At 71.7% G+C, this 23,123-nt stretch carries 17 protein-coding genes and 1 pseudogene; 7 read left to right on the top strand and 11 right to left on the bottom strand.

Annotated elements, in window-relative coordinates:
- Nucleotides 1-52: 52 nt before the first annotated feature.
- The gene (locus tag JMF97_RS10725; RefSeq protein WP_203221403.1) at nucleotides 53-484 is read left to right on the top strand and encodes a MarR family winged helix-turn-helix transcriptional regulator; all 432 of its coding nucleotides are present in this window, start codon (nucleotides 53-55) and stop codon (nucleotides 482-484) included.
- Nucleotides 485-489: 5 nt separating this feature from the next.
- Here the strand turns inward: JMF97_RS10725 and JMF97_RS10720 are convergent, their stop codons facing one another.
- The 6 genes from JMF97_RS10720 to JMF97_RS31240 all read right to left on the bottom strand — a co-directional run bounded on the left by JMF97_RS10720 (nucleotide 490) and on the right by JMF97_RS31240 (nucleotide 10,579).
- Nucleotides 490-1,599 carry a threonine aldolase family protein gene (locus tag JMF97_RS10720; RefSeq protein WP_203221402.1) on the bottom strand — a complete coding sequence of 370 codons (1,110 nt, stop codon included), beginning with the start codon at nucleotides 1,597-1,599 and terminating at the stop codon, nucleotides 490-492.
- Nucleotides 1,600-1,734: 135 nt separating this feature from the next.
- Nucleotides 1,735-3,618, bottom strand: a complete 1,884-nt coding sequence (locus JMF97_RS10715) for a Xaa-Pro dipeptidyl-peptidase (protein WP_307816863.1) — start codon at nucleotides 3,616-3,618, stop codon at nucleotides 1,735-1,737.
- Nucleotides 3,619-3,802: 184 nt separating this feature from the next.
- On the bottom strand, nucleotides 3,803-5,449 hold the full coding sequence (locus tag JMF97_RS10710; protein ID WP_203221401.1) for a bifunctional 3-(3-hydroxy-phenyl)propionate/3-hydroxycinnamic acid hydroxylase: 1,647 nt from the start codon (nucleotides 5,447-5,449) through the stop codon (nucleotides 3,803-3,805).
- A 100-nt stretch (nucleotides 5,450-5,549) separates the two neighbouring features.
- Nucleotides 5,550-8,939 carry an ATP-binding protein gene (locus JMF97_RS10705; protein ID WP_307816862.1) on the bottom strand — a complete coding sequence of 1,130 codons (3,390 nt, stop codon included), beginning with the start codon at nucleotides 8,937-8,939 and terminating at the stop codon, nucleotides 5,550-5,552.
- 208 nt (nucleotides 8,940-9,147) lie between these two features.
- Nucleotides 9,148-9,720: a DinB family protein gene (locus JMF97_RS10695; protein ID WP_307816861.1), complete on the bottom strand. Its 573-nt coding sequence runs from the start codon at nucleotides 9,718-9,720 to the stop codon at nucleotides 9,148-9,150.
- A gap of 130 nt (nucleotides 9,721-9,850) precedes the next feature.
- Nucleotides 9,851-10,579: a DUF305 domain-containing protein gene (locus JMF97_RS31240; protein WP_203221400.1), complete on the bottom strand. Its 729-nt coding sequence runs from the start codon at nucleotides 10,577-10,579 to the stop codon at nucleotides 9,851-9,853.
- A 243-nt stretch (nucleotides 10,580-10,822) separates the two neighbouring features.
- Here JMF97_RS31240 and JMF97_RS10685 point away from each other — a divergent pair.
- A pseudogene (locus JMF97_RS10685) lies at nucleotides 10,823-12,199 on the top strand (LVIVD repeat-containing protein); the annotation flags it as partial.
- 380 nt (nucleotides 12,200-12,579) lie between these two features.
- Here the strand turns inward: JMF97_RS10685 and JMF97_RS10680 are convergent.
- A complete protein-coding gene (locus tag JMF97_RS10680; protein WP_203221398.1) occupies nucleotides 12,580-14,154 on the bottom strand; it encodes a hypothetical protein in 1,575 nt (524 codons plus the stop codon).
- Between the two features lie 231 nt (nucleotides 14,155-14,385).
- Here JMF97_RS10680 and JMF97_RS10675 point away from each other — a divergent pair, with 231 nt between their 5' ends.
- Nucleotides 14,386-14,712, top strand: a complete 327-nt coding sequence (locus JMF97_RS10675; RefSeq protein WP_203221397.1) for a plasmid stabilization protein — start codon at nucleotides 14,386-14,388, stop codon at nucleotides 14,710-14,712.
- Nucleotides 14,713-14,830: 118 nt separating this feature from the next.
- Here the strand turns inward: JMF97_RS10675 and JMF97_RS10670 are convergent, their stop codons facing one another.
- Entirely contained in the window at nucleotides 14,831-15,295 is a 465-nt protein-coding gene (locus tag JMF97_RS10670) for an aminoacyl-tRNA deacylase (RefSeq protein WP_203221396.1), read from the bottom strand.
- Between the two features lie 153 nt (nucleotides 15,296-15,448).
- On the opposite strand from JMF97_RS10670, the gene JMF97_RS10665 reads away from it, so the two are divergent.
- The 3 genes from JMF97_RS10665 (at nucleotide 15,449) to JMF97_RS10655 (ending at nucleotide 18,947) form a co-directional block, all read left to right on the top strand.
- Nucleotides 15,449-15,823 carry an MmcQ/YjbR family DNA-binding protein gene (locus tag JMF97_RS10665; RefSeq protein WP_203221395.1) on the top strand — a complete coding sequence of 125 codons (375 nt, stop codon included), beginning with the start codon at nucleotides 15,449-15,451 and terminating at the stop codon, nucleotides 15,821-15,823.
- A gap of 26 nt (nucleotides 15,824-15,849) precedes the next feature.
- On the top strand, nucleotides 15,850-16,587 hold the full coding sequence (locus JMF97_RS10660) for a DUF4184 family protein (RefSeq protein ID WP_203221394.1): 738 nt from the start codon (nucleotides 15,850-15,852) through the stop codon (nucleotides 16,585-16,587).
- Nucleotides 16,588-16,652: 65 nt separating this feature from the next.
- Nucleotides 16,653-18,947 carry an alkaline phosphatase family protein gene (locus JMF97_RS10655; protein WP_203221393.1) on the top strand — a complete coding sequence of 765 codons (2,295 nt, stop codon included), beginning with the start codon at nucleotides 16,653-16,655 and terminating at the stop codon, nucleotides 18,945-18,947.
- Here JMF97_RS10655 and JMF97_RS10650 read toward each other — a convergent pair.
- The gene (locus tag JMF97_RS10650) at nucleotides 18,868-19,461 is read right to left on the bottom strand and encodes a DedA family protein (protein ID WP_203221392.1); all 594 of its coding nucleotides are present in this window, start codon (nucleotides 19,459-19,461) and stop codon (nucleotides 18,868-18,870) included. The two genes, JMF97_RS10655 and JMF97_RS10650, sit on opposite strands and share 80 nt — an antisense overlap.
- On the bottom strand, nucleotides 19,458-20,219 hold the full coding sequence (locus JMF97_RS10645) for an MBL fold metallo-hydrolase (RefSeq protein ID WP_203221391.1): 762 nt from the start codon (nucleotides 20,217-20,219) through the stop codon (nucleotides 19,458-19,460). Before JMF97_RS10645 ends, JMF97_RS10650 begins: the two co-directional genes overlap by 4 nt.
- A 323-nt stretch (nucleotides 20,220-20,542) precedes the next feature.
- On the opposite strand from JMF97_RS10645, the gene JMF97_RS10640 reads away from it, so the two are divergent.
- The gene (locus JMF97_RS10640) at nucleotides 20,543-22,378 is read left to right on the top strand and encodes a family 43 glycosylhydrolase (RefSeq protein ID WP_203221390.1); all 1,836 of its coding nucleotides are present in this window, start codon (nucleotides 20,543-20,545) and stop codon (nucleotides 22,376-22,378) included.
- A 46-nt stretch (nucleotides 22,379-22,424) separates the two neighbouring features.
- Here JMF97_RS10640 and JMF97_RS10635 read toward each other — a convergent pair whose 3' ends face one another.
- Nucleotides 22,425-22,802 (bottom strand): MmcQ/YjbR family DNA-binding protein, encoded by a 378-nt coding sequence (locus JMF97_RS10635; RefSeq protein ID WP_238359062.1) that lies wholly within the window; start codon nucleotides 22,800-22,802, stop codon nucleotides 22,425-22,427.
- Nucleotides 22,803-23,123: the final 321 nt, after the last annotated feature.

The raw sequence follows: 23,123 nt of genomic DNA, 5'->3' as shown, positions 1-23,123 counted from the left end.
TGAGGTTACCTCTCTATGAGGGTGCAACCGTATCTCGTGTTACGGTATTCCGGTGACCGAGCCCACCACCGGCGGCGTCGACGACGAGAGCCTCGCGGAGACCTTCAGGGCGGTGGCGGCACGGCTGCGCCGACAGACGCGCGAGGCCCTCGAACCCTGGGCGGTCACCCCCAGCCAGTCCCGGGCGCTCGGCGTGCTGGCGCGCCTCGGCGAGGCCCGCCCCGGCACGCTCGCCGAGCACCTGCGCATCGCGCCCCGCTCGGCCACCGAGGTCATCGACGACCTTCAGGACCGGGGGTTCGTCACGCGCCGACCCGACCCGGCCGACCGACGGGCCACCCTGGTCGCGCTCACCGAGGAGGGCCACCGGGTCGGCACCGAGATCCGCGCGGCCCGCCGGGCCGCTGCAGACCGCTTCTTCGGGCACCTCGACGACGCCGACCGGGCCGAACTGACCCGGATCCTGCGTACCCTCCGCGCCTGATCGGGTCAGGCGGCGTACCGCAGCAGTTGATGGAGGAGGTCGACGACCTCCTCGGCAGTGAACGCCATGGCGTTCTCCCCGACGGTCACCTCGAACGCGCACCGGTGCGGGTCCGGTGCCGACCAGGTCCGGCGGAACAGCTCGACGCCGGTCTCGGCGAGCAGGGCCGTGGCGGCCCGCTCGGCGGCGGCCGGCCCGACGGGCAGGTGGATGTGGAACAGCGGCGTCTGCGGCGGATCCGGCACCACCCGGGCCACCCCGTCGGCCGTGATGGCCGCCGCGATCGCCAGCGCGTGGTCGCGGTAGGCCGGCAGGCGGGTGTCCAGGCCGTGCAGGGCGGCCAGCGCGAGCGGCCAGGCGTCGTAGACGTCGCCACCGAGCCGCCGCCGCCAGACCCGGGCTTCGGCCAGGACGTCGGCCGACCCGGCGAGCACCGCACCACCGGTGCCCTGAAGACCCTTGTAGAGCGAGACGTACGCGGTGTCGAACAGCGCGGCGATCTCGGCGAACGGCCGCGCGTAGCAGGTCTGGGCCTCCCAGAGCCGGGCACCGTCCAGATGGGTCGCCGCGCCGCGGTCGCGTACCGCCGTGGTCTGGGCGACCAGGTCGTCCCATTGCGGCAGTTGGCCGCCGATGTCACGCTGCGGAAGCTCCCAGATGACCGCCGCGAGCGGCTCGCCGACGGCGATCAGGTCGTCGTGGTCCATCAGCCGGTGCCGGTCGCCGGCCGGGTGGCAGTGCAGCCCGTGGACGACGGCGTACCCCCGATGTTCCCAGACCTCCAGGTGGCTCTGCGGGTGCGCGGCGAACGCCCGGCGTCCCCGGCGGTCGGCGTGGATGCGCAGCGCGACCTGTTGCGCCATCGTCCCGGACGGGAAGAACAGCGCCTCCTCCTTGCCGAGCAGCGCGGCGATCCGCCGCTCCAGGGTGGCCACCGGCCCGTCCGGCCCGTGGGGCGGGGTGTCGGCGTCCACCTGCGCCAGCATCGCGCGCAGCATCTCCTGGGGGCGGCGATGCAGTTCGGAGTGCAGCACCAGGGACCGTCGCACGGTCCGGCCCGTGGTGGTCACCGGGCGTCGGCCGGAGTCCTGCGAGGTACGTGGTTCAGCGTCCATGCCGGCACCCTACCTTGTTGCAAGTTCTTTGCAATAAGAATATGAACGCGGTCGGCGCGAGGTCGGGGACAGCGAGCGGGCCCGCCACCGGCGTACCGGCGGCGGGCCCGTGGATCATCCGGGTCGGGCGTCGACTCAGAAGGCGAGGGCCTTCTGGCCGCCGACCACCGGCAGGCGCAACTCGCTGTGCTTGGGCGCGACCCGCAACTCGGTGCCACCCAGGGGCAGCAGGGTGTACGCCTGGTCGGTGGAGAAGACCACCACGCCGATGCGGTTACCCGCCGGGAAGACGTAGTCCTTCGGCTCCAGGGTCCACTTCAGGTCGTACAGCTTGCCCTGCTTCAGCGGCTCGGTGCGCGCCGCGTCCTTGCGGTTCTGCGGGTCGAGCCAGCCGCGGGTCACCACGGTCGGCGCGGCGGTCGAGCCGGCCGGGCCGTAGTTGACCAGGTACGCGGTCAGGTTCGCGGCCGACTTGTTCTCGATCGCCATCCGCAGCCGGATCTCCGCGCGCCCGGAGATCCGGACGTCCTGGGTCAGCTCCGGGGTGAGGTAGGCCAGCCGGTTCGGGTTGGCCACGTCCGGCGCGGCGACCAGCACGTTCGGCGACAGGGTGCGGCCGTTGTCGACGAAGCTCTGCTCGACGGTGGCGTCCTTGGGGCGCTTGCCGGCGATCAGCGTGCCCGGGCTGGTCGCGTCGGTCGCGCCGAGCGCCAGCTTCACGTCACGGGTGGCCGGGTCCGGCCAGTTGGCGTACGTGGTGTTGACCCGGTTCTCGCGCTGCACCACGGCGGTCGGCTCGTCCATGATGCCGTTGGGCACGTTCCACAGCCAGAAGTCGAACCAGCGGTTCTCGGTCTGCTTGTACGTCCAGGTCTTACCGTCGGGCAGGGTCACCGCGGCGGTGTTGCCCGGCGAGCTGTGCCCACCCTGGTGCAGCCAGAGCTTGCGCGGCACCTTGTGCTTGGCCAGCTCGTCCCACCAGCCGGCGAACTGCTCGGTACGCACGTTCCAGTCGTTGAGGCCGTGCACCACGAAGACGCTGGCCTTGACCTTCTTGGCGTCGAGGTAGTCGCGGTCGGCCCAGAACTTCGAGTAGTCGCCGGTGACCCGGTCCTGCTCCTCGGTCAGCGTGGCCATCTCGTCGGCGCAGTGGCCCTCGGCGCGGGCCCGACCGGCGGTGTACTTGGCCAGGATGTCGGCGTCCTCGCCCTGGTAGCCGCCGGGCGCGACGACCAGACCGTTGGCTCGGTAGTAGTCGTACCAGCTGCTGATCGCGGCGACCGGCACGATCGTCTTGAGGCCCTTGACCCCGGTGGTGGCGACCTGGTTGGGCAGGGTGCCGTTGTAGGAGGCGCCGGTCATGCCGACCGCGCCGGTGCTCCAGTCGGCCTTGACCGCTGCGCCGTTGGCGTCGTACCCCTTGGCCCGGCCGTTGAGCCAGTCGATGACCGCCTTGGTGCCCAGCGTCTCGGCCTGGTCGCCGCTGGTCGGGCAGCCGTCCGAGTCGCCGGTGCCGACGCTCTGGCCGAGCACGACCGCGTACCCGCGCGGCACGTAGTAGTCGTCCAGCTGGCCGGGCAGGTTGGGCTTGGTCACCGCGCCCTGCGTCTCGACGTCGGCGGACAGCGACACGGACGGGTGGGTCACACCGTTCTGCGGCAGCTCGTCCACCAGCACGCTGTGGTAGGGCACGCTGCCCCAGGTGCCCTTGCGGTACGGGCTGTGCTCGAAGATGACCGGCACCTTGAAGCCTTCGGTGGCGGTCTCCCGAGGACGGGAGATGTCGATCGCGACCCGGTCACGACGGCCGTCGCCGTCGGTGTCCACCGGAGTCTCGACGTACACCCGCTCCTCGATCGCGTCGGCGAGCGAGAAGACCGGCTGGGTCATGCCGTCGCTGACCACGATGCCGGGGGTGGTGGAGGCGGGCGCGGGTTTCGCGGCGACCGGGCTGGCGCTGAGCACCAGCGCACCGGTCACACCCACGCCCACCAGGGCTAGATGGGGGGTTCGACGCACGTGTGGTTTCCCTTCACTCGGCTGTTGGCCGATGTCAACCAGGGGGTCACGGTTGGTGATCCACATGCTAGACCTGGTCACCCTGCCGGCGGCACCCCGCTCACCCGCTGACCGGCGGAAAGTCGTAAAGGGACGGTGATGTCCGGCCGTTCGGTCGACGTCGGACGCCGCGTTCGCCGACCGATCAGGTCGACCGCGTCGCAGCGACGGTCCCGGGCGTACCGAGCGCCGCCGCCAGGGACGGCAGCAGCGTGTCGTCCGCTGCGGACCCGAGGGCGTAGACGAACCGGTCCGGCCGCAGCACCACCGCGTCGCACCGGTGCCGACGCAGCCACGAGACGATCACGCCGTCGACGTCGACGACATGCACCTGCCCGTCATCGGGCTCGGCACAGGTCGCGGCCAGGCCCGTGCTGCCCGCCGGATGTACCACGACGGTGCGCACCGGCACCCCCGGCCAACCGGGCCTGCCGGCCGGCACCGCCGTGCCCAGCAGGGCGAATCCGGCACCGAGCACCTCGTCCAGCAGGACCGGGTCGGCCGACCCGGCCACGGTGACCCGGGGCTGCGGGAACATCGTGCCCACCGCACCGTGGCGCCGCCCACCGGCGAACAGGCCCCGGTCGTACGCGGGCAGGGGTTTGAACTCGAAACGCCGCACGAACCGGCGGACCCGGGGCACGGTCTGCACCGCCCGCAGCGCGGTGTCCCGCAGCCACGCGGCGGGACGGCTGCGGGCCAGGAACACCCGTCCGAGCCGGACGCTGGTGTCCGCCATCGCCGCGGTGTGCCCACGCCGTTCGGTCTCGTACGTGTCCAACAGCGCGGGGTCGGCGTCGCGGCCGAGCACCAGGGCGAGCTTCCAGGTCAGGTTCGTCGCGTCGCGCAGCCCGCTGCACAGTCCCTGACCGAGGAACGGGGGCATCTGGTGGGCGGCGTCGCCCAGCAGGAACACCCGCCCCTCCCGCCACCGCTGCGCGATCAGATGGTGGAAGGTGTAGATCACCGCCCGGGTGACGGTGAACCGGTCCGGATCGACGTACGGCTCGACCAGTTCGGCGATCCGCTCCGGGCGGGTCATGTCGGCCTCGGTCTCGTCCGGCTGGAGCATGAACTCGGCCCGGTAGCTGCCCCGGGCACCAGGGGAGACGAACGCCGGCCGTCGCCAGTCGCAGACGAACGTGGTGTGCGGCGCACGGATCGCCTCCGCCGGCACGTCACCGGAGACGGCCAGCCACGGTTCGGCGTAACTCGCCCCGGCCAGCGGGATGCGTACGGCCGTGCGGGTGGTGCTGCGGGCACCGTCGCAGCCCAGCACGTACCGGGCCTGCACCGGGTACGACTGCCCGGTGGCCACGTCGCGCAGCACCAGGTGCACCCGGTCGTCGTCCTGGTAGAGGCTGACCAGTTCGGTGCCCAGCCGCAGCTCGACGTGGTCGTACCGGTCGAGCCCGCCGCGCAGGATCTGCTCCAGGCGCGGCTGGTCGAAGAAGTTCAGCGGCGCGTGCCCGAACCCGAAGTCGACCTGCGAGAAGTCGATGGTGGCGAAGGTCTTCCCGGCCGCGTTGACGTAGTCGGCGCGGGCCGGCTGGTGCAGGTCGGCGCCGATCCGGTCGAGCAGCCCCACCTGCTGGTAGATCCGCAACGCCTCGTCGTCGCAGGAGAACGCCCGGGGCTGACCGTGCGGCGTCGTGCTGCGCTCCACCACAAGTGTGCTCACCCCGCGCAGGCCGAGCAGGTTCGCGGTCAACGCGCCGACCGGACCGCATCCGACCACCACGACGTCGACCTCTGTGGCTGCCGGCTGCGGCGCTGGCTGAGCGGGCTTCATGACTGTTCCTCCCACACCGTTGCCCGGTGTGCCCGGGCCGGATCTGACGGTGGTCAGCACAGCAGCCGGGTGTGGAAGAGGCGTGGAGATGTTGTTGAGGTCAGCCCGACCGGCCGCCGAACTGCGGCGGGAACCGGGCCAGCAGCAGTTCGGCGCCCTGCTCCTCGGCGAGGCGGGCACCGGCCGCCAACGCGGCCGGGTCGTCGCGGGCGATGCCGCGGATGCGGTGCAGTTCGGCGGCGAACACCGTCTCACCGAGCCGGTGCACCACGGCCAGGCCGTCCTGCGCCAACGCCGCCGCAGTGTCCCGGTCACCCGCGGCCAGGTACGCCTCGGCCATCGCGGTGAAGGTGACGGTGCGGGTGGCGCGCAGCCCCGGACGGTAGATGCCCTCCACCGCGGCGCGCATCGCCGCCAGCCGGTCCGGGGCACCGCCTCGGGCGGCGGCCCACTCCCGGAAGAACCCACCGGTGGCCACGAAGTGCGGCATCCCGTCGGCTGCGCCGATCTCCTGGCACCGGGCGGCGGCGGCCCGCACCGTCGGCACGTCCCGTTCCTGAAGGCCCATCCATGCCGCGAACAAGGCGGCGTTGGCCCGACCGTACGGATCGTCCAGCCGCTCCGCGAGTAGTTCGGCGTCCCGGATGTCGCGCCGGGCCGCCACCGGGTCACCGCGCAGTGACCTGACCAGGGCGCGGAAGTTGTACGCGGCCAGCACCGGCAGGCGACCCACCTGCCGGCCCAGCAGCCGCGAGTCCACCGCCCCGAGCCGGTCGATCGCGGCGGTGAGCCGCTGGTCGGCCGCGTCGAGCCGGCCGGTGAAGTAGCCGACCACCCCGAGCAGGTACTCACCGGCCGCCACGGTCAACTCATCGGTGCCGGTGCCGGTGCCGGTGCCGGTGCCGGTGTGGGTATCGGCGGTGGTGCCGGCTCGGCACAGTCGCTCGGCCAGGTCGGTGCAGCCGGCGTAGTCGGCCTGGTTGGCGGCCAGCTCGCCCAGCGCCCACAACGCCGGCCGTACGTCGGTGTCCGGCCCGACCAGGGCGAGCAGCTCGCGGGCCCGGGCACAGACCTGGTCGACGGCGTCGGCGCCGACACCCACCGTCATCTGCAGCAACGCGGCCCGGTGCAGTTGCACGTCGAGTTCGGTGCGGGCCGCCGTGGCGGAGCCGACGGCCCGGGCCAACCGGTGCGCCGCCCGGTGCAGGTGGCCGAGCGCGTCCTCGTAGGCGAACCGTCGGGTGGCGTCGTCGGCCGCCGCCAGCGACCACCGCAGGTGTTCCTCCTCGTGACCGAGTCCGGCGGCCTGCCCGTAGTGGCGCGCCAACTCGGCCGGGCCGACCACCCCGGACCGTTCGTAGACACCGGCCAGCCGGGCGTGCAGAGTGGCCCGCCGAGGCGGCGGCAACTCGGCGTAGGCGACCTCGGCGAACAGCGGGTGACGGAACCGCACCCCGCCCGGCTCGGCCTCGGTGACCAACTCGGCTGTGTAGGCCGCGCTCAGCGCCTCGGCGACGGCGTCGGCCGGCAGTTCGAGGACCTCGGCCATCGTGGTGGCGTCCAGATCGTCGCCGGCCACCGCGAGCAGAGCCAGACAGTCGCGGGTCGCCGCGGGCAACCCACCGAGGCGCAACCGGACGGTGTCCCGGATGCTCGGCGGCAGGTCCGTACCGGCCGGATCGGCGCGGGCACGCAGCAGTTCGGTGATGAAGAACGGGTTGCCGCCGGTGCGGGTGACCAACCGTGCCAGCGCCGGCCCGGCCGGTGGCGCGCCGGTGCGTCGCCGCACCAGGTCGGCCACCGCGTCGGTGGTCAGCCCGGTCAGCCGCAGTCGACCGAAGCCCGGGCCGCGGGCCAGCTCCGCCACCGTGGCCACCAGCGCCGGGTCGTGTTCGTACGGCCGCAGGGTGGCCAGCACCAGGGCGCGGGTGCCGGGCAGCGCGGTGCTGAGGAACCGCAGCAGCAGCAACGAGTCCGGGTCGGCGGCGTGCAGGTCGTCCAGGACGATGAGCAGCCCCGCCGGTTCGGCCGCCGCGCGGACCAGCTCCGCCACCGCCTCGTACGCCTGGAACCGGGCCGCCGGATCGGGGCTGACCTCGCCGGTCGCGTCGTGGGCCGGCCCGGCGGCGAACGCGTCGAGCCCGCGCACCGTTCCGCTGGCCCCGACCTGTGGCATGGCCGCGAGGCCGCGCACCACCTGCCGCCACAACCAGAACGGCGGCGCCTGCCCGAGGTCGGGACAGTGTCCCCACACCACCGCGACGCCGTCGGCCCCGGCGACGGCGCTGACCGTCGCGGCCAGGCTGGTCTTGCCGATCCCCGGTTCACCGACCACGATGGCGCTGCGGCCGTGCTCGCGGGTCGCCCCGGCCAACACCGCCACCAGTCGGGCCAGCTCGGCACCCCGACCCACCAGCGCTCCCGCCGGGTCACCCGACCCCACCGGCACCAGACGCGAACCGGCCCCCACCTGCACCGGCACGCCGGGCGGACGGGTCGTGCCGTGCGCCGCCGTCACGAGCGGACCGATCTCGGCCTTCGTCGGTACGAGCGGACTGGTTTCGGTCTGCGTCGGTACGAGCGGGCTGGTTTCGGTCTGCGTCGGTACGAGCGGACTGTCGGTCTGCGTCGGCGCGGGCGAGGCGGTCGCGGTCTGCGAGGGCAGCAGGGGCGGGCGGGCGTGGATGCCGACGACTCCGCCGGCAGAGTGGACGGTCGGGGGGTTCGCGGCCGGCGCGACCGCCTGCTCCAGGATCAGCGTGTGCAGCTCGCGCAGGTGCGCGCCGGGATCGATCCCGTACTCGTCGACCAGGATCCGGCGGCCCTCGTCGTACGCGGCAAGCGCCTCGGTCTGCCGGCCGGCCCGGTACAGCGCCAGCATCAACTGGGCGCGGGCGGTCTCGCGTACCGGATGGGCCGCCACGAACTGACGCAGCTCGGCGAGGACAGTCGCGTGCCGGCCGGCGGCGACGGCCGCGGTGAACCGTCCCTCCTCGGCGATGAGTCGCAGCTCGGCCAGCCGCGCCGCCTCGGGACGCACCGCGGACAACTCGGCCGCCCCGGTCATCGGCTCACCCCGCCAGAGCCGTAACGCGTCGTGGTAGTCGCGTTCGGCGGCCGCCGGCTCACCGGCGTTCAGGCGCTCCGCCGCCCGGTCCACCAGTTGCCGGAACCGGGTCGCGTCGATGCTGTGAGGGTCGACTCGAAGCTCGTAGCCCTTCGATCGGCTCCGCAGGACGCGGGCCGTCTCGCGGGGGGAGCGGTGCGGCTCCACGGCCCGGCGCAGCCCCGCCACGTACGTGCGCAGGGTGATGTTCGCACTGGGCGGCGGTCGACCGTCCCACAGGGCGTCGACCAGCCAGTCGGCGGCGACGAACCGGTTCGGCCGAAGCAGGAACAGCACCAGCAGCGCCCGCTGCTTGGGCCCACCGAGCGGCACCACCTGCCCGTCCCGGACCACCTCCGGCGGCCCCAGCACCCGGAACTGCACTCCACCACCATCTTCGGCCCGACCTGGCCCGGCCGAGTATGCCAGCTGACGGCTCCCCGGCCAGTCACCCGGCGTCCTGAGAGGACCCTGATCCGCCGCCGCGGTGACCAGGCTGAGCGGACTGTCGCGCCGGTGGCCGGGCTGAGCGGAGCCGCGCTGGTGGTCCGGCTGCGCAGACCGCGACCTGCCGCCGCTGGTGGTCCGACCGTCAGCCCATGCTCTTGGTGCCGTCGATGGCCTCGCGGATGATGTCGGCGTGACCGGCGTGCTGGGACGTCTCGGCGATGAGGTGCAGCAGCACCCGGCGCGCCGACCAGCGGACACCGGACTCGAACCACGGTGCGTCGGGCAGGGGTTGGCTGGCGTCCAGATCCGGCAGGGTACGGATCAGGTCGTCGGTGTGCTGGGCGACCGTGTCGTAGGCCGCGAGGATGCCGGCCAGGGTCTCGCCGGGCAGCATCTGGAACGTCAGCGCTCGCTGTTCGAAGGTGGCCGGGTCGGTGACGCTGGGCATCGACGTCGGACCGTGCTGGATGAAGCTTGTCCAGGTCTGCTCGGTGTCGGCGACGTGTTTGATCAGCCCGCCGAGGCACAGCTCGCTGACGGTGCTGCGCTGGCCGACCTGTTCGTCGGTGAGGTCGCGGGTGGTGTTCCGCAGGAAGAAGCGGTGCAGTTGCAGCGCTTCCAGCAGGTCGGCACGCTCGGCCGGTAACGGCGGCCCGGTCGGTGGCATCGGCTCTGCTGTCAAGGTCGGCTCGGTCGTCAAGGTCGGCTCGGTCACGGCGGGCCTCTTTCGTCGGTTTCAGCCCGCACGCTATCGGCCACCCCCGACATTCCCCGCCGTCGTCGGGTCAGGCGCCACCGGCCCGACGAACGGCGGTGGCAGGGTCGGCGTCGCCCGTACCCGTAGGTCAGTTTCCGCTGGCCAGCACCGCGCGCATCCGGTTGATCTCGACGTTCTGCTCCACCACCACGCTGCTGGCCATCTCGTTGATGAGGGGTTCGCTGCCGAGCACGAGCGCCTCGTTGGCCATCTTGATCGCGCCCTCGTGGTGTTCGGTCATCATGGCGACGAACATCCGGTCGAACTCGGCGCCGCGAGCGGCGGTGAGACGGTTCAGCGCCTCCGCCGACTGCATGCCGGACATCGTGTGCCGGTGGTCGCCGCCGGAGTTGCGGTCCAGACCGCGCTCGGCCAGCCAGGTCTCCATGAACTTGATCTCGGGCTCCTGGGCCGCCAGCATGCGCGCCGCGATGCGCTTGAGCTGCTCGTTCTCGCCTCGTTCGGGGACCAGTCGGGCCATCACCAACGCCTGCTCGTGGTGCGGGATCATCATGGTGACGAAGCGGATGTCCGCGTTGTTGTGCGGCTGGCGGGGCAGGGCCGACACCTCGTTCGCCGGCGCCGTCCGGGCCTCTTCGCCGGGACGGCCGGGCATCACCACCGGCGCGGTGGAGTCCGGCAGGCCGGGCAACTCGATGGCCTGCGTCGGGCTTGCGGTCGCCGCCGGCTCCGATGTGTCTTCCGGTAGCAGGAACAGCACCGTGGCCCCGACGGCGAGCACCGCCAGCACCGCCAGTTCGACCAGCACGACCGCCCGCGACTGGCGGAGAACCTTGCCTATCCGTACGCCTTGCACGACTTGCCTCCCGCCGTGGACCCGAGGTTGGCCGGGATCGTAACGCGACCTGCGGATATGACAGCAGGGGTTGGGGACGCGGAAAAGACGTCATTAGTCGTTCCTGCGGTTGTTCGTGCTCCCGGTGTTGCCTAATCGTGATCATGGCGTCCGGTCTACTGTGACCCAAATCACAAAGATTCCCGGTGTCGCAGGTTATCGTCCCGCTACCCCCAATTCACCCACGACGAAGGGTGTAACTACATGTCACAACCGACCGCGCGAGGGAAGCGGAGGGCCATCCTCGGCCTCGCCGCCACTGGCGCCCTCCTCCTCAGCACGGTTGCGGCGGCGCCGGCAAGCGCCGCCGCGAACGTGATCCCGGGCGTTGACGAGATCGTCAGCAGCGCCAACCTCACCCAGATCGCCAACGTGCCGAAGTTCGGCGGCCTCGCCGCCGAGTCCTCGTACAACAGCGACCTGGCGTTCCAGGGCGACCACGTGTTCGCCGGCAACTACAACGGGTTCAACGTCTTCGACGTCAGCAACCCGGCCTCGCCGCAGGTGGTCAGCCAGGTCATCTGCCCCGGTGGACAGGGCGACCCGTCGGTCTTCGGCAACCTGCTGTTCTTCGCGGTCGACTCGCCTCGCAGCGACGACTCGTGCAACAGCAGCGCCGGCTCGGTGGCCAACCCGGACCACTGGGAGGGTGTGCGGATCTTCGACGTCAGCGACAAGGCGAACCCGCGCTACATCAAGTCGGTCCGTACCGACTGCGGCTCGCACACCTTGACGCTGGTGCCGAGCAAGGACGGCAAGGACGTGTACGTCTACGTCCAGTCGTACAGCCCGTCGGCGACCGCGGCGTACTGCAAGACGCCGCACGACAAGATCTCGATCATCAAGGTTCCGGTCGCGAACCCGACCAGCGCCTCCGTGGTGTCCACTCCGGTGCTCTTCCCGGACGGCGGCGGCGCCCGCACCAGCGGTTGCCACGACATCACCGCCTACCCGGAGCTGGACCTCGCGGCCGGCGCCTGCATGGGTGACGGTGTGTTGATGGACATCTCCGACCGGGAGAACCCGGTGGTGCTGAGCCAGGTCCAGGACACGAACTTCGCGTTCTGGCACTCGGCCACGTTCAACAACGCCGGCACCAAGGTGCTGTTCACCGACGAGCTCGGTGGCGGCAGCGGCGCGATCTGCACCCCGGCCTACCGGGACAACCAGGGCGCGAACGCGATCTACGACATCGAGGGCTCCGGGGCCAACCGCCAGCTGGTCTTCAAGAGCTACTTCAAGATCCCGCGGGAGAACAGCACCCGGGAGAACTGCGTCGCCCACAACGGCTCGCTGATCCCGGCCATGGGCCGCGACATCATGGTCCAGGCGTGGTACCAGGGCGGCATCTCGGTGATCGACTTCACCGACTCCGCCAACCCGTTCGAGATCGCCTACTGGGAGCGGGGTCCGCTGTCGGACACCCGGTCCATCCTCGGCGGATCCTGGTCGGCGTACTGGAACAACGGCTACATCTACTCGAACGACATTCAGAAGGGCCTGGACGTCCTCAAGCTGGACGACCCGCGTACCAACAACGCGCGGGCGATCGCCTTCGAGGAGCTGAACGTCCAGACCCAGCCCAGCTACCCGTCCTGCACCACCGTCCTGCGTGGACGCCAGAACGGTAGTCTCACCATCAAGTCCGGCATCACCTGCTTCGACGGGGTGACGCAGAACGGCGCGATCAAGGTGAACCCGGGTGCCGGTCTGATCGTCTTCGGCTCGAAGCTCAACGGTTCGATCCAGGCCGCCGGTGCCTCGGTGGTGTCGATCGTCGAGAGCAGCGTGAACGGTTCGGTGAACGCCCCGGGCGCCACCATCCGCGACACCAAGGTCAACGGCTCGGTGCGGACCAGCTGATCCGTACCCCCGTCACCACAGCACCACAGCTCCGGCCCGGCGGATTCCCGCCGGGCCGGAGCCCTGTCCGGCACCCGGCACGTCGCGCGGCCCGCGCCTCACTCACGACACAGGGGTACGTCCGGCTCGACGACGGTACGGTTGATGATGTCCTTGCTGACGAAGGTGGCCTCCTTCGGAATCGGCACCCCCAGTACGACCTCGATCGCCTTGGCCAACGGCGCGGAAACGTTGAGGCCCTCACCGGCCCGTGCGGTCACTACGAGCGTGGTGCCCCGACACTTCACCGCCGGCCCGGCCAACGGCAGACCCACCCGACCGGCCGCCGAACCGTTGGTCAGCCCCAGCGAGGCCACCACGCCGACGAACGGCCCGGCACCGGCCACCGGCAGACCGAGCATCAGACCGAAGCGGAACTCCGCGGCCACCACGATCGCCTCGACGCCGACCGACACCCCCCGCAGCGACTGCATGATGCTCTGCTGCACGGAGAAGGTCGGGGTGAGCACCGAACCCCCTTCGTAACCGATCGGTCCGGTCAGACCCCACCGGCCGGTACCCGAGATGTTGCCGTTCTTCGCGGTGAATGCCGTCTGGACGAGGAACTTGAACGTCTGCTTGAGCGTCGCCGGGAAGCCGCCGATGATGATCGGCTGCGACAACTCGATCGGTAGCTCGATCCGCGCCTTCTTGTTGTCACTCAACCCACCCTGCGCGCCGGCTGCGACGGTGATGGCGAGACCGTGCACCCCGTCGATGCGGAACCGAGGGTGGGGGATCACCCCGTTGGTCACCTTCACGTTGCCCGACAGCCGCAGGTTGTCGAGGAGCAACTGGATGTCGAAGTCGACCTTGAGGCCGGAGGCCGCCGTGCTGTGCTGCGCGGTCAGGCCCACTGCGGTACGACCCAGGTAGGCGGTCACGCCCCACCCGCCGATCTTCCGTTCCATGCTGTGGGCCGCGCCCCCGCCGCCGGGTGCGCGAGCGGGCCCGAGCGCGATCGGCGGCACGGCGATCCGCAGATCCGACAGCCCACCCTCGTTCCCACCCAGGCCGAGCGCGCCGCCGCCCGTGCCGCCGCCGAGGCCGATGGCGTTGCCGGTCAGGCCGGTGGCGTCCGCCGCGTCGGGTAGCACGGGGGTGGCCGGTGCTTCCTCCTCGACCACCTCGCCGAGCAGGTCGGGCAAGGGGCTGAACTGCTGCGCGGTCAGGTCGAGCGGCTGGTCGAAGGTGATGTCCGCGTCGCGGACCACATCGGTCAGCTGCACCGGAGCCAAGGTGACCGCCCGGTCGCCGCCGGACTTCTCCACCCGTACCACCCGGCCGACCGCCTGACTGGTGGCGAACATGATCTTGCCGGGCTGGAGTTCGTCCGCGCCGGGGGCGTCACCGTCGACGACATAGGTGAACCCGTCGTCACTGACCGAGCGGATGGCCTTGCCGCCGCCCTCGACGAGCACCACGTCCGGCTGGTAGACCACGGAGTCGTCCGGCTTCGGGGCGTACCCGTACCGGTCGTCGGCGTCCCCGCCGCCACCCGGCAGCTTGACCCTGCTGCATCCGGCGGTCAGCACGACGGCGCAGGTCAGGGCCAGTGCGCCGCTGATCCAGCGACGGACGGCGACCGCGTCGACCCGGCCAGCGAGCCGGCCGACGAACGGAGTTCTGAGCATCCTCCGACGCTATGCCGTCCGGCCCCGCGCCGAATCCGGTGTTTCCCTACGAATCAGCGCCACGCCCGACCCCGACGCCCCACTCCACCACCGCGTCGATCGCCGCCGCGTCACCGGCGGTACGGCCGGCGGAGCTTCGACAGGTCGATCGTCGATGTGTTTGGCCTGGGTGGACCGGGGCATGTCTGCACCGGAAGGAGTCCCCGTCCCAGGTCGTGCGGAGGGAAAGCGATGCCAGCAGGATCGAGTCCCAAGCGGGAACGGCAGTACGAACACATCAAGGCCAGCGCCAAGAAGCGTGGCGTGGGGGAGGGCCGCGCCAAGGAGATCGCCGCCCGGACGGTGAACAAGGAACGGGCCCGGGCCGGCGAGTCGCGTACCGCGAGCCGATCGTCGCTCGACGACGTCTCGTCCGGACATCGCGGCGGCAAGCGGTCGCACACTGGAGCGCAGGGGCGTACCAAGGAGCAGCTCTACAACGAGGCCCGCCTGCGCGGCATCAAGGGCCGCTCCTCGATGTCCAAGGAGCAGCTGGAGAAGGCGCTGTCCAGCCGGTGAGGCACCGGGCCGCTGCCGCGGCGCGCCGTTTCGCCGAAACGGCGGGGTGCGCAGTGGCGGGATACCGCCGTTTCAGCGAAACGGAGTCGATCACCGTCGGCTGGAAGCAGGCCCGTCGTCATCCGGCGGGGTCGGTGATGTCGGCGAGGGTGGCCGCGAGTGCTGCCACAGCCGCGTCGGCCTCGACGAGCACGGCCGTACCGTGTCGTCCGGTACCGAGGGTGATCGTGCGGCCCCGGATCCGTTCGTCGGCGACGACCGACCATCGGGTGGTCGCGCCGAACGGGGTGATGGCACCCCGCTCGTAGCCCGTCACCGCCTTGGCCGTGTCGGCGTCCGGCAGGGACAGCCGGTTCACCCCGAGCAGCGCCCGTAGCCGGGGCCAGGAGATGACCCGGTCACCCGGAACGAGCACGAACAGGTAGTCGTCGTCGCCGCGGCGTACCACCAGGGTCTTCACCACGTCGGGCACCGCCACGCCGAGGGCGGCCGCGGCCTCGTCGAGGCTGCGGACCGGGCCGTGTTCGACGACCTGGTGGCGGAGGCCGGCCGCGGCGAGGGCGTCGAGAGCCGGCGTGGACACGACGACAGCCTATCGTCGTACCCGTCGGCGCAGGTCGGTACACCGCCGACGTCGGGATGTCGGACCCGCCCACTAGCCTTGGCGGCATGCAGCAGGCTGTGTCCGGTGGGGGCCACGATGCCGGTGAGGGCCACAATGCCGGTGGGGGCCACGATGGCTGACGCCGACGACGTGCGGCGCCTCGCGCTGGCGTTGCCCCAGGTGGTGGAGATCGACAGCGACGGCTTCGACTTCCGGGTGGCGGACAAGGGCTTCGTCTGGTCCTATCCTGAGCGACGCCCCGGCAAGCCCCGCACCATCCGCACCGACATCGCCGTGCTGTACGTCGGTGACGAGGCCGAGAAGCAGGCGCTGCTGCTGGGGGAACCGGAGACGTTCTTCACCACCCCCGGCTACGACGGCTTGCCCCTGGTCATGCTGCGACTGGCGCGGGTGGACGCCGAGCGCCTCGCCGAACTCGTCACCGACGCCTGGCGGATGCGCGCCCCGGAGCCGGTCGCGGCCGAGGTCGACGACCGGTTCGGCTGACAGGCGCCGGCCACTAGACTTCCGCGGTGCCGTTGACCTTGCCCTCGCATCTGGCGGCGGTCCTGCCGCTGAAGCTGTGGCGGCCACGGTGGTTCGACGGGGTGGCGTTGTCGAGCGGTGCCGTGGCACCGGACGTGGGCCACCTGATGTACCGGGCGGACGGCCCCGGCTTCCCCGACACGCACACCTGGCCCGCGTTGATCTGGTGGTGCCTACCCGTGGCACTGGCGTACGCCTGGATCTTCCGGTCCTCGATCGGCACCGTCGCGGCCCATCTGCCGCAGAACCGCCGGTTCGGGTGGGGGGTCGACGGGCCGGCGGGCGGCGGTCATCGCTCGTGGGTCACCGTCACCTCGGCGTTGCTCGGTGCGGCCAGCCATCTTGCCTGGGACTGGCTCACCCACACGGACGACTGGTTGGTCGTGGTGTTCGGTGTCCGCTGGGCAAGCGTCACCGACGTCGCCTGGTGGACGGTGTCGGATCTGACCAGCACCGTGCTCGGTGCCGTCGTCGCGATCTGGTGCCTGGCCCGTCTCGGGCGGCCCGACGTCAGGGGAGCGGACCGGCCCGAGTGGGCCATCCGCCCGGGGGCGTTCTGGGGCGTCGTCATCGTCGTCGCCGCCGTGGGCCTGGTCACGGTGCCGATGCTGCCGGGCGCGTCGTTCCCCGCCGCCACCGGCGTACGCCTCATCCACCTCGTCGGTGCGGCGTTGCTGGCCGGCGTCCTGGCGGTGCGCTGCTGGCCGACCCGACCGACCCGGTGAGCGCGGGCACCGTCGACCGCTCGGCCTTTTGGATCTTGGTGGTTCGGCTGTGGCATGGTGGCGGGATGGAACCGCAGGTGGCTGCCGGACAGGCTCAACCCGAGACCGTCCGGCTCGGCCTGCGGATGTTGCGCGACTACCACCGCCCGACCCTCGCCCGGATGCGGGCGCTGGTGCGCAGCATGGTGACCTCGTTCGTGGTGCTCAGCGCCACGTTCTGGCTGCTGCCCGGGGTGACCACCACCGGCCTGGTCGGGTTGCTGTGGCTGGTCGGCCTGGTCACCGCGGTCGGTGCGGTGTTACGCCCGCTGCTGTTGGCGTTGGCCACCGCGCTCGGCGGGCTCGGTGCCCTGGCCATCGGGGTGGGTGTCCAGGCGCTGGTGATGTACGTGGCGTTGCGGCTGGCGCCGGAGGCGCACGTGGCCGGGTTCCCGGTGGCGTTCGCCGCCGCCTGGCTGGCCGTGGCGCTCGCCGCGGTGGTCAACTGGCTGGCCGACGCCGGCACCGACGACTCGTTCGTCAGCGAGATGCTGCGGCTGATGAGTCGGGTCCGCCGCAGCCTCGACGGCCGTCCGCGTTGGCGACCGTGGCGTCGGGCCGCTGCCACGTCCACCGAGGATGCCGAACCGGCGGCCGGCTTGTTGATCATCCAGCTCGACGGGGTGGCCGCACCGGTGGTGCAGTGGGCGGTGCGCGCGGGCAACCTGCCGACCATCGGTCGCTGGCTGCGGTCGGGCAGTCACCGGATGACCCGCTGGCACACCGGGCTGCCGGCCACCACCCCGGCCGCGCAGGCGGGCCTGCTGTACGGCGAGGTCGACCACGTGCCGGCCTACCGCTGGTACGAGAAGGCGACAGCCGACGGTGAACCGGGCCGGCTCGTGGTCACCAGCCGCCCCCGGGACGCGGCCGAGGTCGAGCGGCGGGTCTCCACCGGCCGAGGTCTGCTGCGCGACGGCGGCGTCAGCATCAGCACCGCCTTCTCCGGTGACGCTCCCACCAGCCTGTTCACCATCAGCCGTGCCGGGCTGCCCGGACGCTCCACCCCGGGCTACGCGGCCTTCATGACCAGCCCGTACGGCTTCGCCCGCGCGGTGGTCCTCGGAGCCGGTCAGGTGTTGCGGGAACTGCACGGGGCCCGTCGGCGGCGGGTACGCGGCGTGCAGCCCAGGGCCGACCGGGGCGGCTCCTACCTGGCGTTGCGGCCGTTGGCCAGCCTGCTCAGCGACCTCAACGTCGCGCTCATCGCCGAGCAGATGGCCCGGGGCGCACCGGTGATCTTCTGCGATTTCGTCGACTACGACGAGGTGGCCCACCACGCCGGGCCGGCCCGCCCGGAGGCGATGGCGGCCCTGGAGACGCTCGACCACACCCTCGGCATCCTGCACCGGCTGGCCGCCGAAGGGGCCCGGCGCTACCACGTCGTGGTGCTCAGCGACCACGGGCAGAGCCAGGGTGCCACGTTCCGCCAGCGCTACGGCGAGTCGCTGACCCAGCTGGTACGGCGGCTCACCGCCACCCAGGAGATCCTGCCGGCGCCGGTCGACGACGAGCCGGGTGGCCGCCCCGAGACGTGGGAGCGGGTCGACCGGCTGCTCACCGAGGTCACCGGCCGCAGCGGGATGACCGCCACGGCGACCCGGGTGGCGGCCCGCTCGGCGACCGGAACGCCGGCGGCGGCCGACCCGGCGCCGGCCGTCGACCACAACGAGCCGGAGACCGTGGTGGTGGCCTCCGGCAACCTGGCGATGATCTACCTCGCCCACCATCCGGGGCGACTGACCCGCGACCGCGTCGACACCGTGGCCCCCGGGCTGATCGACGGCCTGACCGCCCATCCCGGCATCGGCCTGGTGGTGGTCGACTCCGCCGCCGGCCCGCTGGCCATCGGCGCGCGGGGAGTCCATCGGCTGTCCGACGGCCAGGTCGACGGCGACGATCCGCTGACACCCTACGGGCCGCGAGCTCGGCACGACCTGCTGCGACACCAGCAGATGGCGCACGTCGGCGACCTGGTGGTGATCAGCGCGGTGGAGCCCGGCCTCGAGGAGGTGCCGGCGTTCGAAGAGCTGGTGGGCAGCCATGGCGGGCTCGGCGGGTGGCAGAACGAGGCCGTGCTCATCCATCCCGCCGGCTGGCCGCAGCAGGGCGAACTGGTCGGACCGGACGCGGTGCATCGTCAGTTGCTCGGCTGGCTGCACCGGCTCGGCCTGCGTCAACCCGACAACCCGACCGAGCCGACCAACCCGACCAGCCCGGCCAGCCCGACCAGGCCGACCGTCAGGCCGGCGGAGCCGGTGACGCTGGTGGCGGAACCGGCAGCGGGCGTCGGCGTCCCCACCAGCCCAGTGCCTGGCTGATCAGGACCACGATCAGGATCGCGGCGACCACGCTCTGCCACGGTTCGGGGAAGATGGCCCGGCCGAGCACGCCGATCGCGGCGTACAGGGCCGACCACAGCAGACTGGCCGGCAGGTTGGCCACGGCGAACCGCCGCCAGGGCAGCCCGGACACCGCCGCGGCCAGGAGCACCGGCAACCGGCCGCCGGGTATCAGCCGGGACACCAGGAACATCGTCACCCCGCCCTCGCGTACCCGCGCCGACACCCGGTCGAGCCGGTTCGGGCCGCGCAGCCAACGCAGCCGCCGCGCGAAGCGCTCCCCGCCCCAGCACATCGCCAGGTAGACCGCCAGATCACCCACGTACGCCCCGATCGCCCCGGCGAGTACGACGAGCAGCACGGTCACCGGATCCTGGTGTGCGGCGAGGGCGGCGGCGCCGCTGACCGCCGCGCCGGTCGGCACCACCGGGACGACGGCGCCGAAGAGCACCACCACGGCGAGCCAGGCCAGCGCGCCAAGCGTGGCGGTCACGACTGACGCACGGTGACGGACTGACCCGGGTGCAGCACCACGGTCCGGGTGCCCGGGGCGACGGCCGTGGCGTGTCGGGCGAAGTCGTCGCCGGGGTGCAGGAACCGGTCCGGGCGGATCCGGTCGCAGCCGATCGGCCAGAAGGTGCCGTAATGGATGGGCACCGCGCAGGCTGCGGCGGCGCGGCGTACCGCCTCGGCCGCCGCCCGCGGGTCGAGGTGACCGGGCCCGAGGGTGGGACCCCATCCGCCGACCGGGATCAGCGCCAGGTCGACCGGCCCGAGGTCGGCCATCTCGTCGAACAGGCCGGTGTCGCCGGCGAACCAGGTACGGGCCTGACCGTCGATCAGGTAGCCGATGGCGGGCGCCTGCTGCCGCGACCAGGGGCCACGGCCGGGATGGTGATGCGCGGGTACCGCGCGGACCGTGACCCGGCCGATGGTGATCTGCTCGCCCGGCGAGAGTTCCGTGCAGGTGCCGGCGGCCGGGCCGAGGACCCGGCGGACCAACCGGGCGGCGCCCGCCGGCACCACCAGCAGGGTCCGGGCGGGCAGCCGGCGCAGCGACGCGAAGTCCAGGTGGTCGGCGTGCAGGTGCGACACGAGTACGGCGTCCGGTGCACCGGGCAGCCGGGGGAGCGGACCACGTCGACGGCGCAGGTGGGCCAGCCGGTCACGCAGCAGCGGGTCGGTGAGCAGCCGGGTGCCGGAATCCTCGATCCACACGGTGCTGTGCCCGTGCCAGGTCAGTGCGACCACGCCGTCACCCGTACCGTCGCCATGCCTGCCACCGTATCCGGCCGCTGGTCGGGCACCGCACCCGCGCCACCTGTCGACCGTGAACGACAGCCGGCAGGCATCGATCGATTTCTTGTTTATGTGATCGCTCACATGTTAACGTCGCGTGCGGGTGCCGTGAGGGCCGAGTGGCGTGATGTTGGCGCTAACATTCGTCGCTCTTCGATGGCTCGACCGGCTGTCGACGTCGCGGTCCCGTCCACCCGCTGCACCCGCCCCACCCGGCGGTCCCGTCCCGGACCGGCCGGGCGTCGGACGCCTTCCACCACCCTCAGGAGTCCACCATGGAATTCGTACCCCTGCGCGGCCGGCCAGTCAGACGTTGGCTCGCCTGGCTGGCCGTTCCGCTGATGCTGGTGACCTTCTTCGCCGCACCGGCGAAGGCGGACAACCCCATCGTCCAGCACGTCTACACCGCCGACCCGGCGCCGCTGGTGCACAACGGCCGGGTCTACGTCTACACCGGCCGCGACGAGGACGGCTCGACGTACTTCACCATGAAGGAGTGGCGGGTCTTCTCCTCGACGGACATGTCGAACTGGACCGACCACGGGGTGCCGATGAGCCTGAGCACGTTCGCCTGGGCGGACGCGAACGCCTGGGCCGGGCACGTCATCGAACGCAACGGCCAGTTCTACTGGTACGTGCCGGTGCGGCAGCGGTCCAACGGGCAGATGGTCATCGGGGTCGGGGTGTCGAGTTCACCGACCGGACCGTTTCGGGACGCGCTCGGCCGCCCGCTGGTCGGCAACGGTGAGATCGACCCGCACGCCTTCATCGACGACAACGGTCAGGCCTACCTCTACTGGGGCAACCCGAACCTGTGGTACGTCCGGCTCAACCAGGACATGATCTCCTTCTCCGGCAGCCCGACGCAGATCCCGCTGACCACCGCCGGCTTCGGCACCCGCACCGGCAACTCCAGCCGCCCGACGTTGTACGAGGAAGGCCCCTGGGTCTACAAGCGCAACGGCGTCTACTACAACGTCTTCGCGGCCGAGTGCTGCAGCGAGTTCATCGGCTACTCCACGGCACCCGGACCGACCGGACCGTGGACCTACCGGGGGACGGTCATGCCCCGGCAGGGCGCCAGCTTCACCAACCACCCGGGGATCATCGACTACGCCGGCAACTCGTACTTCTTCTACCACAACGGTGCCCTGCCCGGCGGCAGCGGCTACACCCGTTCGGTGGCGGTGGAACGCTTCTCCTACAACGCCGACGGGTCGATCCCGGTGATGAACATGACCAGCGCCGGTGCGCCGCAGATCGGCACCCTCAACCCGTACGTCACCCAGGAGGCCGAGACCATCAACTGGGGCAACGGCATCGAGACCGAAGCGTCGAGCGAGGGTGGCGTGAACGTCGGGTTCATCGAGAACGGCGACTGGATCCGGGTCCGGGGTGTCGCCTTCGGCACCGGTGCGTCGTCGTTCACCGCTCGGGTCGCCTCGGGCTCCAGCGGCGGCACCATCGAACTGCGGCTGGACAGCGCCACCGGCCCGCTGGTCGGCACCTGTGCCGTGGCCGGCACCGGCGGCTGGCAGAACTGGACCAACACCTCGTGCAACGTCAGCGGCGCCACCGGCACCCGCGACCTCTACCTGCGGTTCACCGGCGGCAGCGGATACCTGCTCAACATCAACAACTGGCGGTTCACCGCCGGCTCGGGCAGCGGCGGGAACCTGCTGACCAACGGCACCATGGAGAACGGCACGACCGGCTGGTCGGTGTTCGGCAGCGGCACCCTGTCGTCGGCCACCACCGTCGTCCGCAGCGGCGCACGGTCACTGCTGCACTCCGGGCGTACCGGATCGTGGAACGGCCCCAGCCAGGACGTGACCTCGGCGCTGACCAACGGCCGGACGTACACCACGACCCTGTGGGTACGCTCGCAGAGCGGCACCCCCTCGGTGCGGCCGACCCTGGCGGTGACCGCCAACGGCACCACGAACTACGTCCAGCTCACCCCGGCAGCGACGGCGAACGCCAACGGCTGGACCCAGCTCACCGGTACGGCGACCGTGTCGTGGAGCGGCACCCTGTCCAACGCCCGCTTCTACGTCGAGACGGCCTCGGGCACCGACGGCTTCTACCTCGACGACGTGTCGTTCCAGTGACCTGACCGTGGTGGGCCCGACCGTGGCGTCGGGCCCACCATCGTGCTCAGCCCTGCGTGACGGCCGCGTCGAGGCGGGCCACCAGGGTCTTGGGCGCCACGACCCGGTAGCTGTCCTCGATGACCTCGGCCACCTCGTCGGCCTGCACGCCGGTGTCCAGGCGTACGCCCACCCAGCCGCGATGGCCCACATAGGGCGGCCGGAAGTAGACGTCCGGGTCCGCGGCGATCAACTCGGCGGCCGAGCCGGGCGGCGCGGCACACCACAGGTGCGGGAAGTCGTTGCGGTGGTGGCCGTCCGGCCACAGCTGCGCGAAGCACTTCTTGTCGCGGACGAACCAGGTCGGTGTGCCGTGGCTGAGACGTTCGCTGACCTCGGGCAGCCCCAGGCACACCTGACGGATCGTGTTCACCGGGTCGATCATCGTCTCACCGTACGGCAGTGGCGTGGCCGACTCCACCGCCTCGCGCAGCGCGAGTTGCGGTCGACGGCGCTGGGGCGCAGGTCACAGGCCCACCCGTCTTGATCGCCCATAAATCCTACGGGCATACTAGGGTTATGCCTCTGCTGCTGACCGCCCGTCGCGCGGTCGACTACGGCCGCACCGGCAGCGCGCTCTGTCCCGGCCGCTGACCCGGCCACCGGCCGCCGCCTGATCGGCCCGGCCTCTTCCCCGTACGGCCCCATCCGACGTCGACGTCCGTCCGTCGGGCGGCCGTCCGCGGCTGTACCGCGCTTCCTCCCG

Origin of the sequence: Micromonospora fiedleri, from assembly GCF_016774385.1 — a bacterium.
Classification (GTDB): domain Bacteria; phylum Actinomycetota; class Actinomycetes; order Mycobacteriales; family Micromonosporaceae; genus Micromonospora; species Micromonospora gifhornensis.
Note: the sequence above shows the minus strand (reverse complement) of the source record. Positions and strands in the feature narration are given on the sequence as shown.

What these genes read in the sequence shown, in the direction of transcription:
- JMF97_RS10720 (WP_203221402.1), bottom strand. Translation starts at nt 1,599, where the DNA reads ATGGACGCTGAACCACGTACCTCGCAGGACTCCGGCCGACGCCCGGTG.
- JMF97_RS10710 (WP_203221401.1), bottom strand. Translation starts at nt 5,449, where the DNA reads ATGAAGCCCGCTCAGCCAGCGCCGCAGCCGGCAGCCACAGAGGTCGAC.
- JMF97_RS10680 (WP_203221398.1), bottom strand. Translation starts at nt 14,154, where the DNA reads ATGCTCAGAACTCCGTTCGTCGGCCGGCTCGCTGGCCGGGTCGACGCG.
- JMF97_RS10675 (WP_203221397.1), top strand. Translation starts at nt 14,386, where the DNA reads ATGCCAGCAGGATCGAGTCCCAAGCGGGAACGGCAGTACGAACACATC.
- JMF97_RS10665 (WP_203221395.1), top strand. Translation starts at nt 15,449, where the DNA reads ATGGCTGACGCCGACGACGTGCGGCGCCTCGCGCTGGCGTTGCCCCAG.
- JMF97_RS10655 (WP_203221393.1), top strand. Translation starts at nt 16,653, where the DNA reads ATGGAACCGCAGGTGGCTGCCGGACAGGCTCAACCCGAGACCGTCCGG.
- JMF97_RS10640 (WP_203221390.1), top strand. Translation starts at nt 20,543, where the DNA reads ATGGAATTCGTACCCCTGCGCGGCCGGCCAGTCAGACGTTGGCTCGCC.
- JMF97_RS10635 (WP_238359062.1), bottom strand. Translation starts at nt 22,802, where the DNA reads ATGATCGACCCGGTGAACACGATCCGTCAGGTGTGCCTGGGGCTGCCC.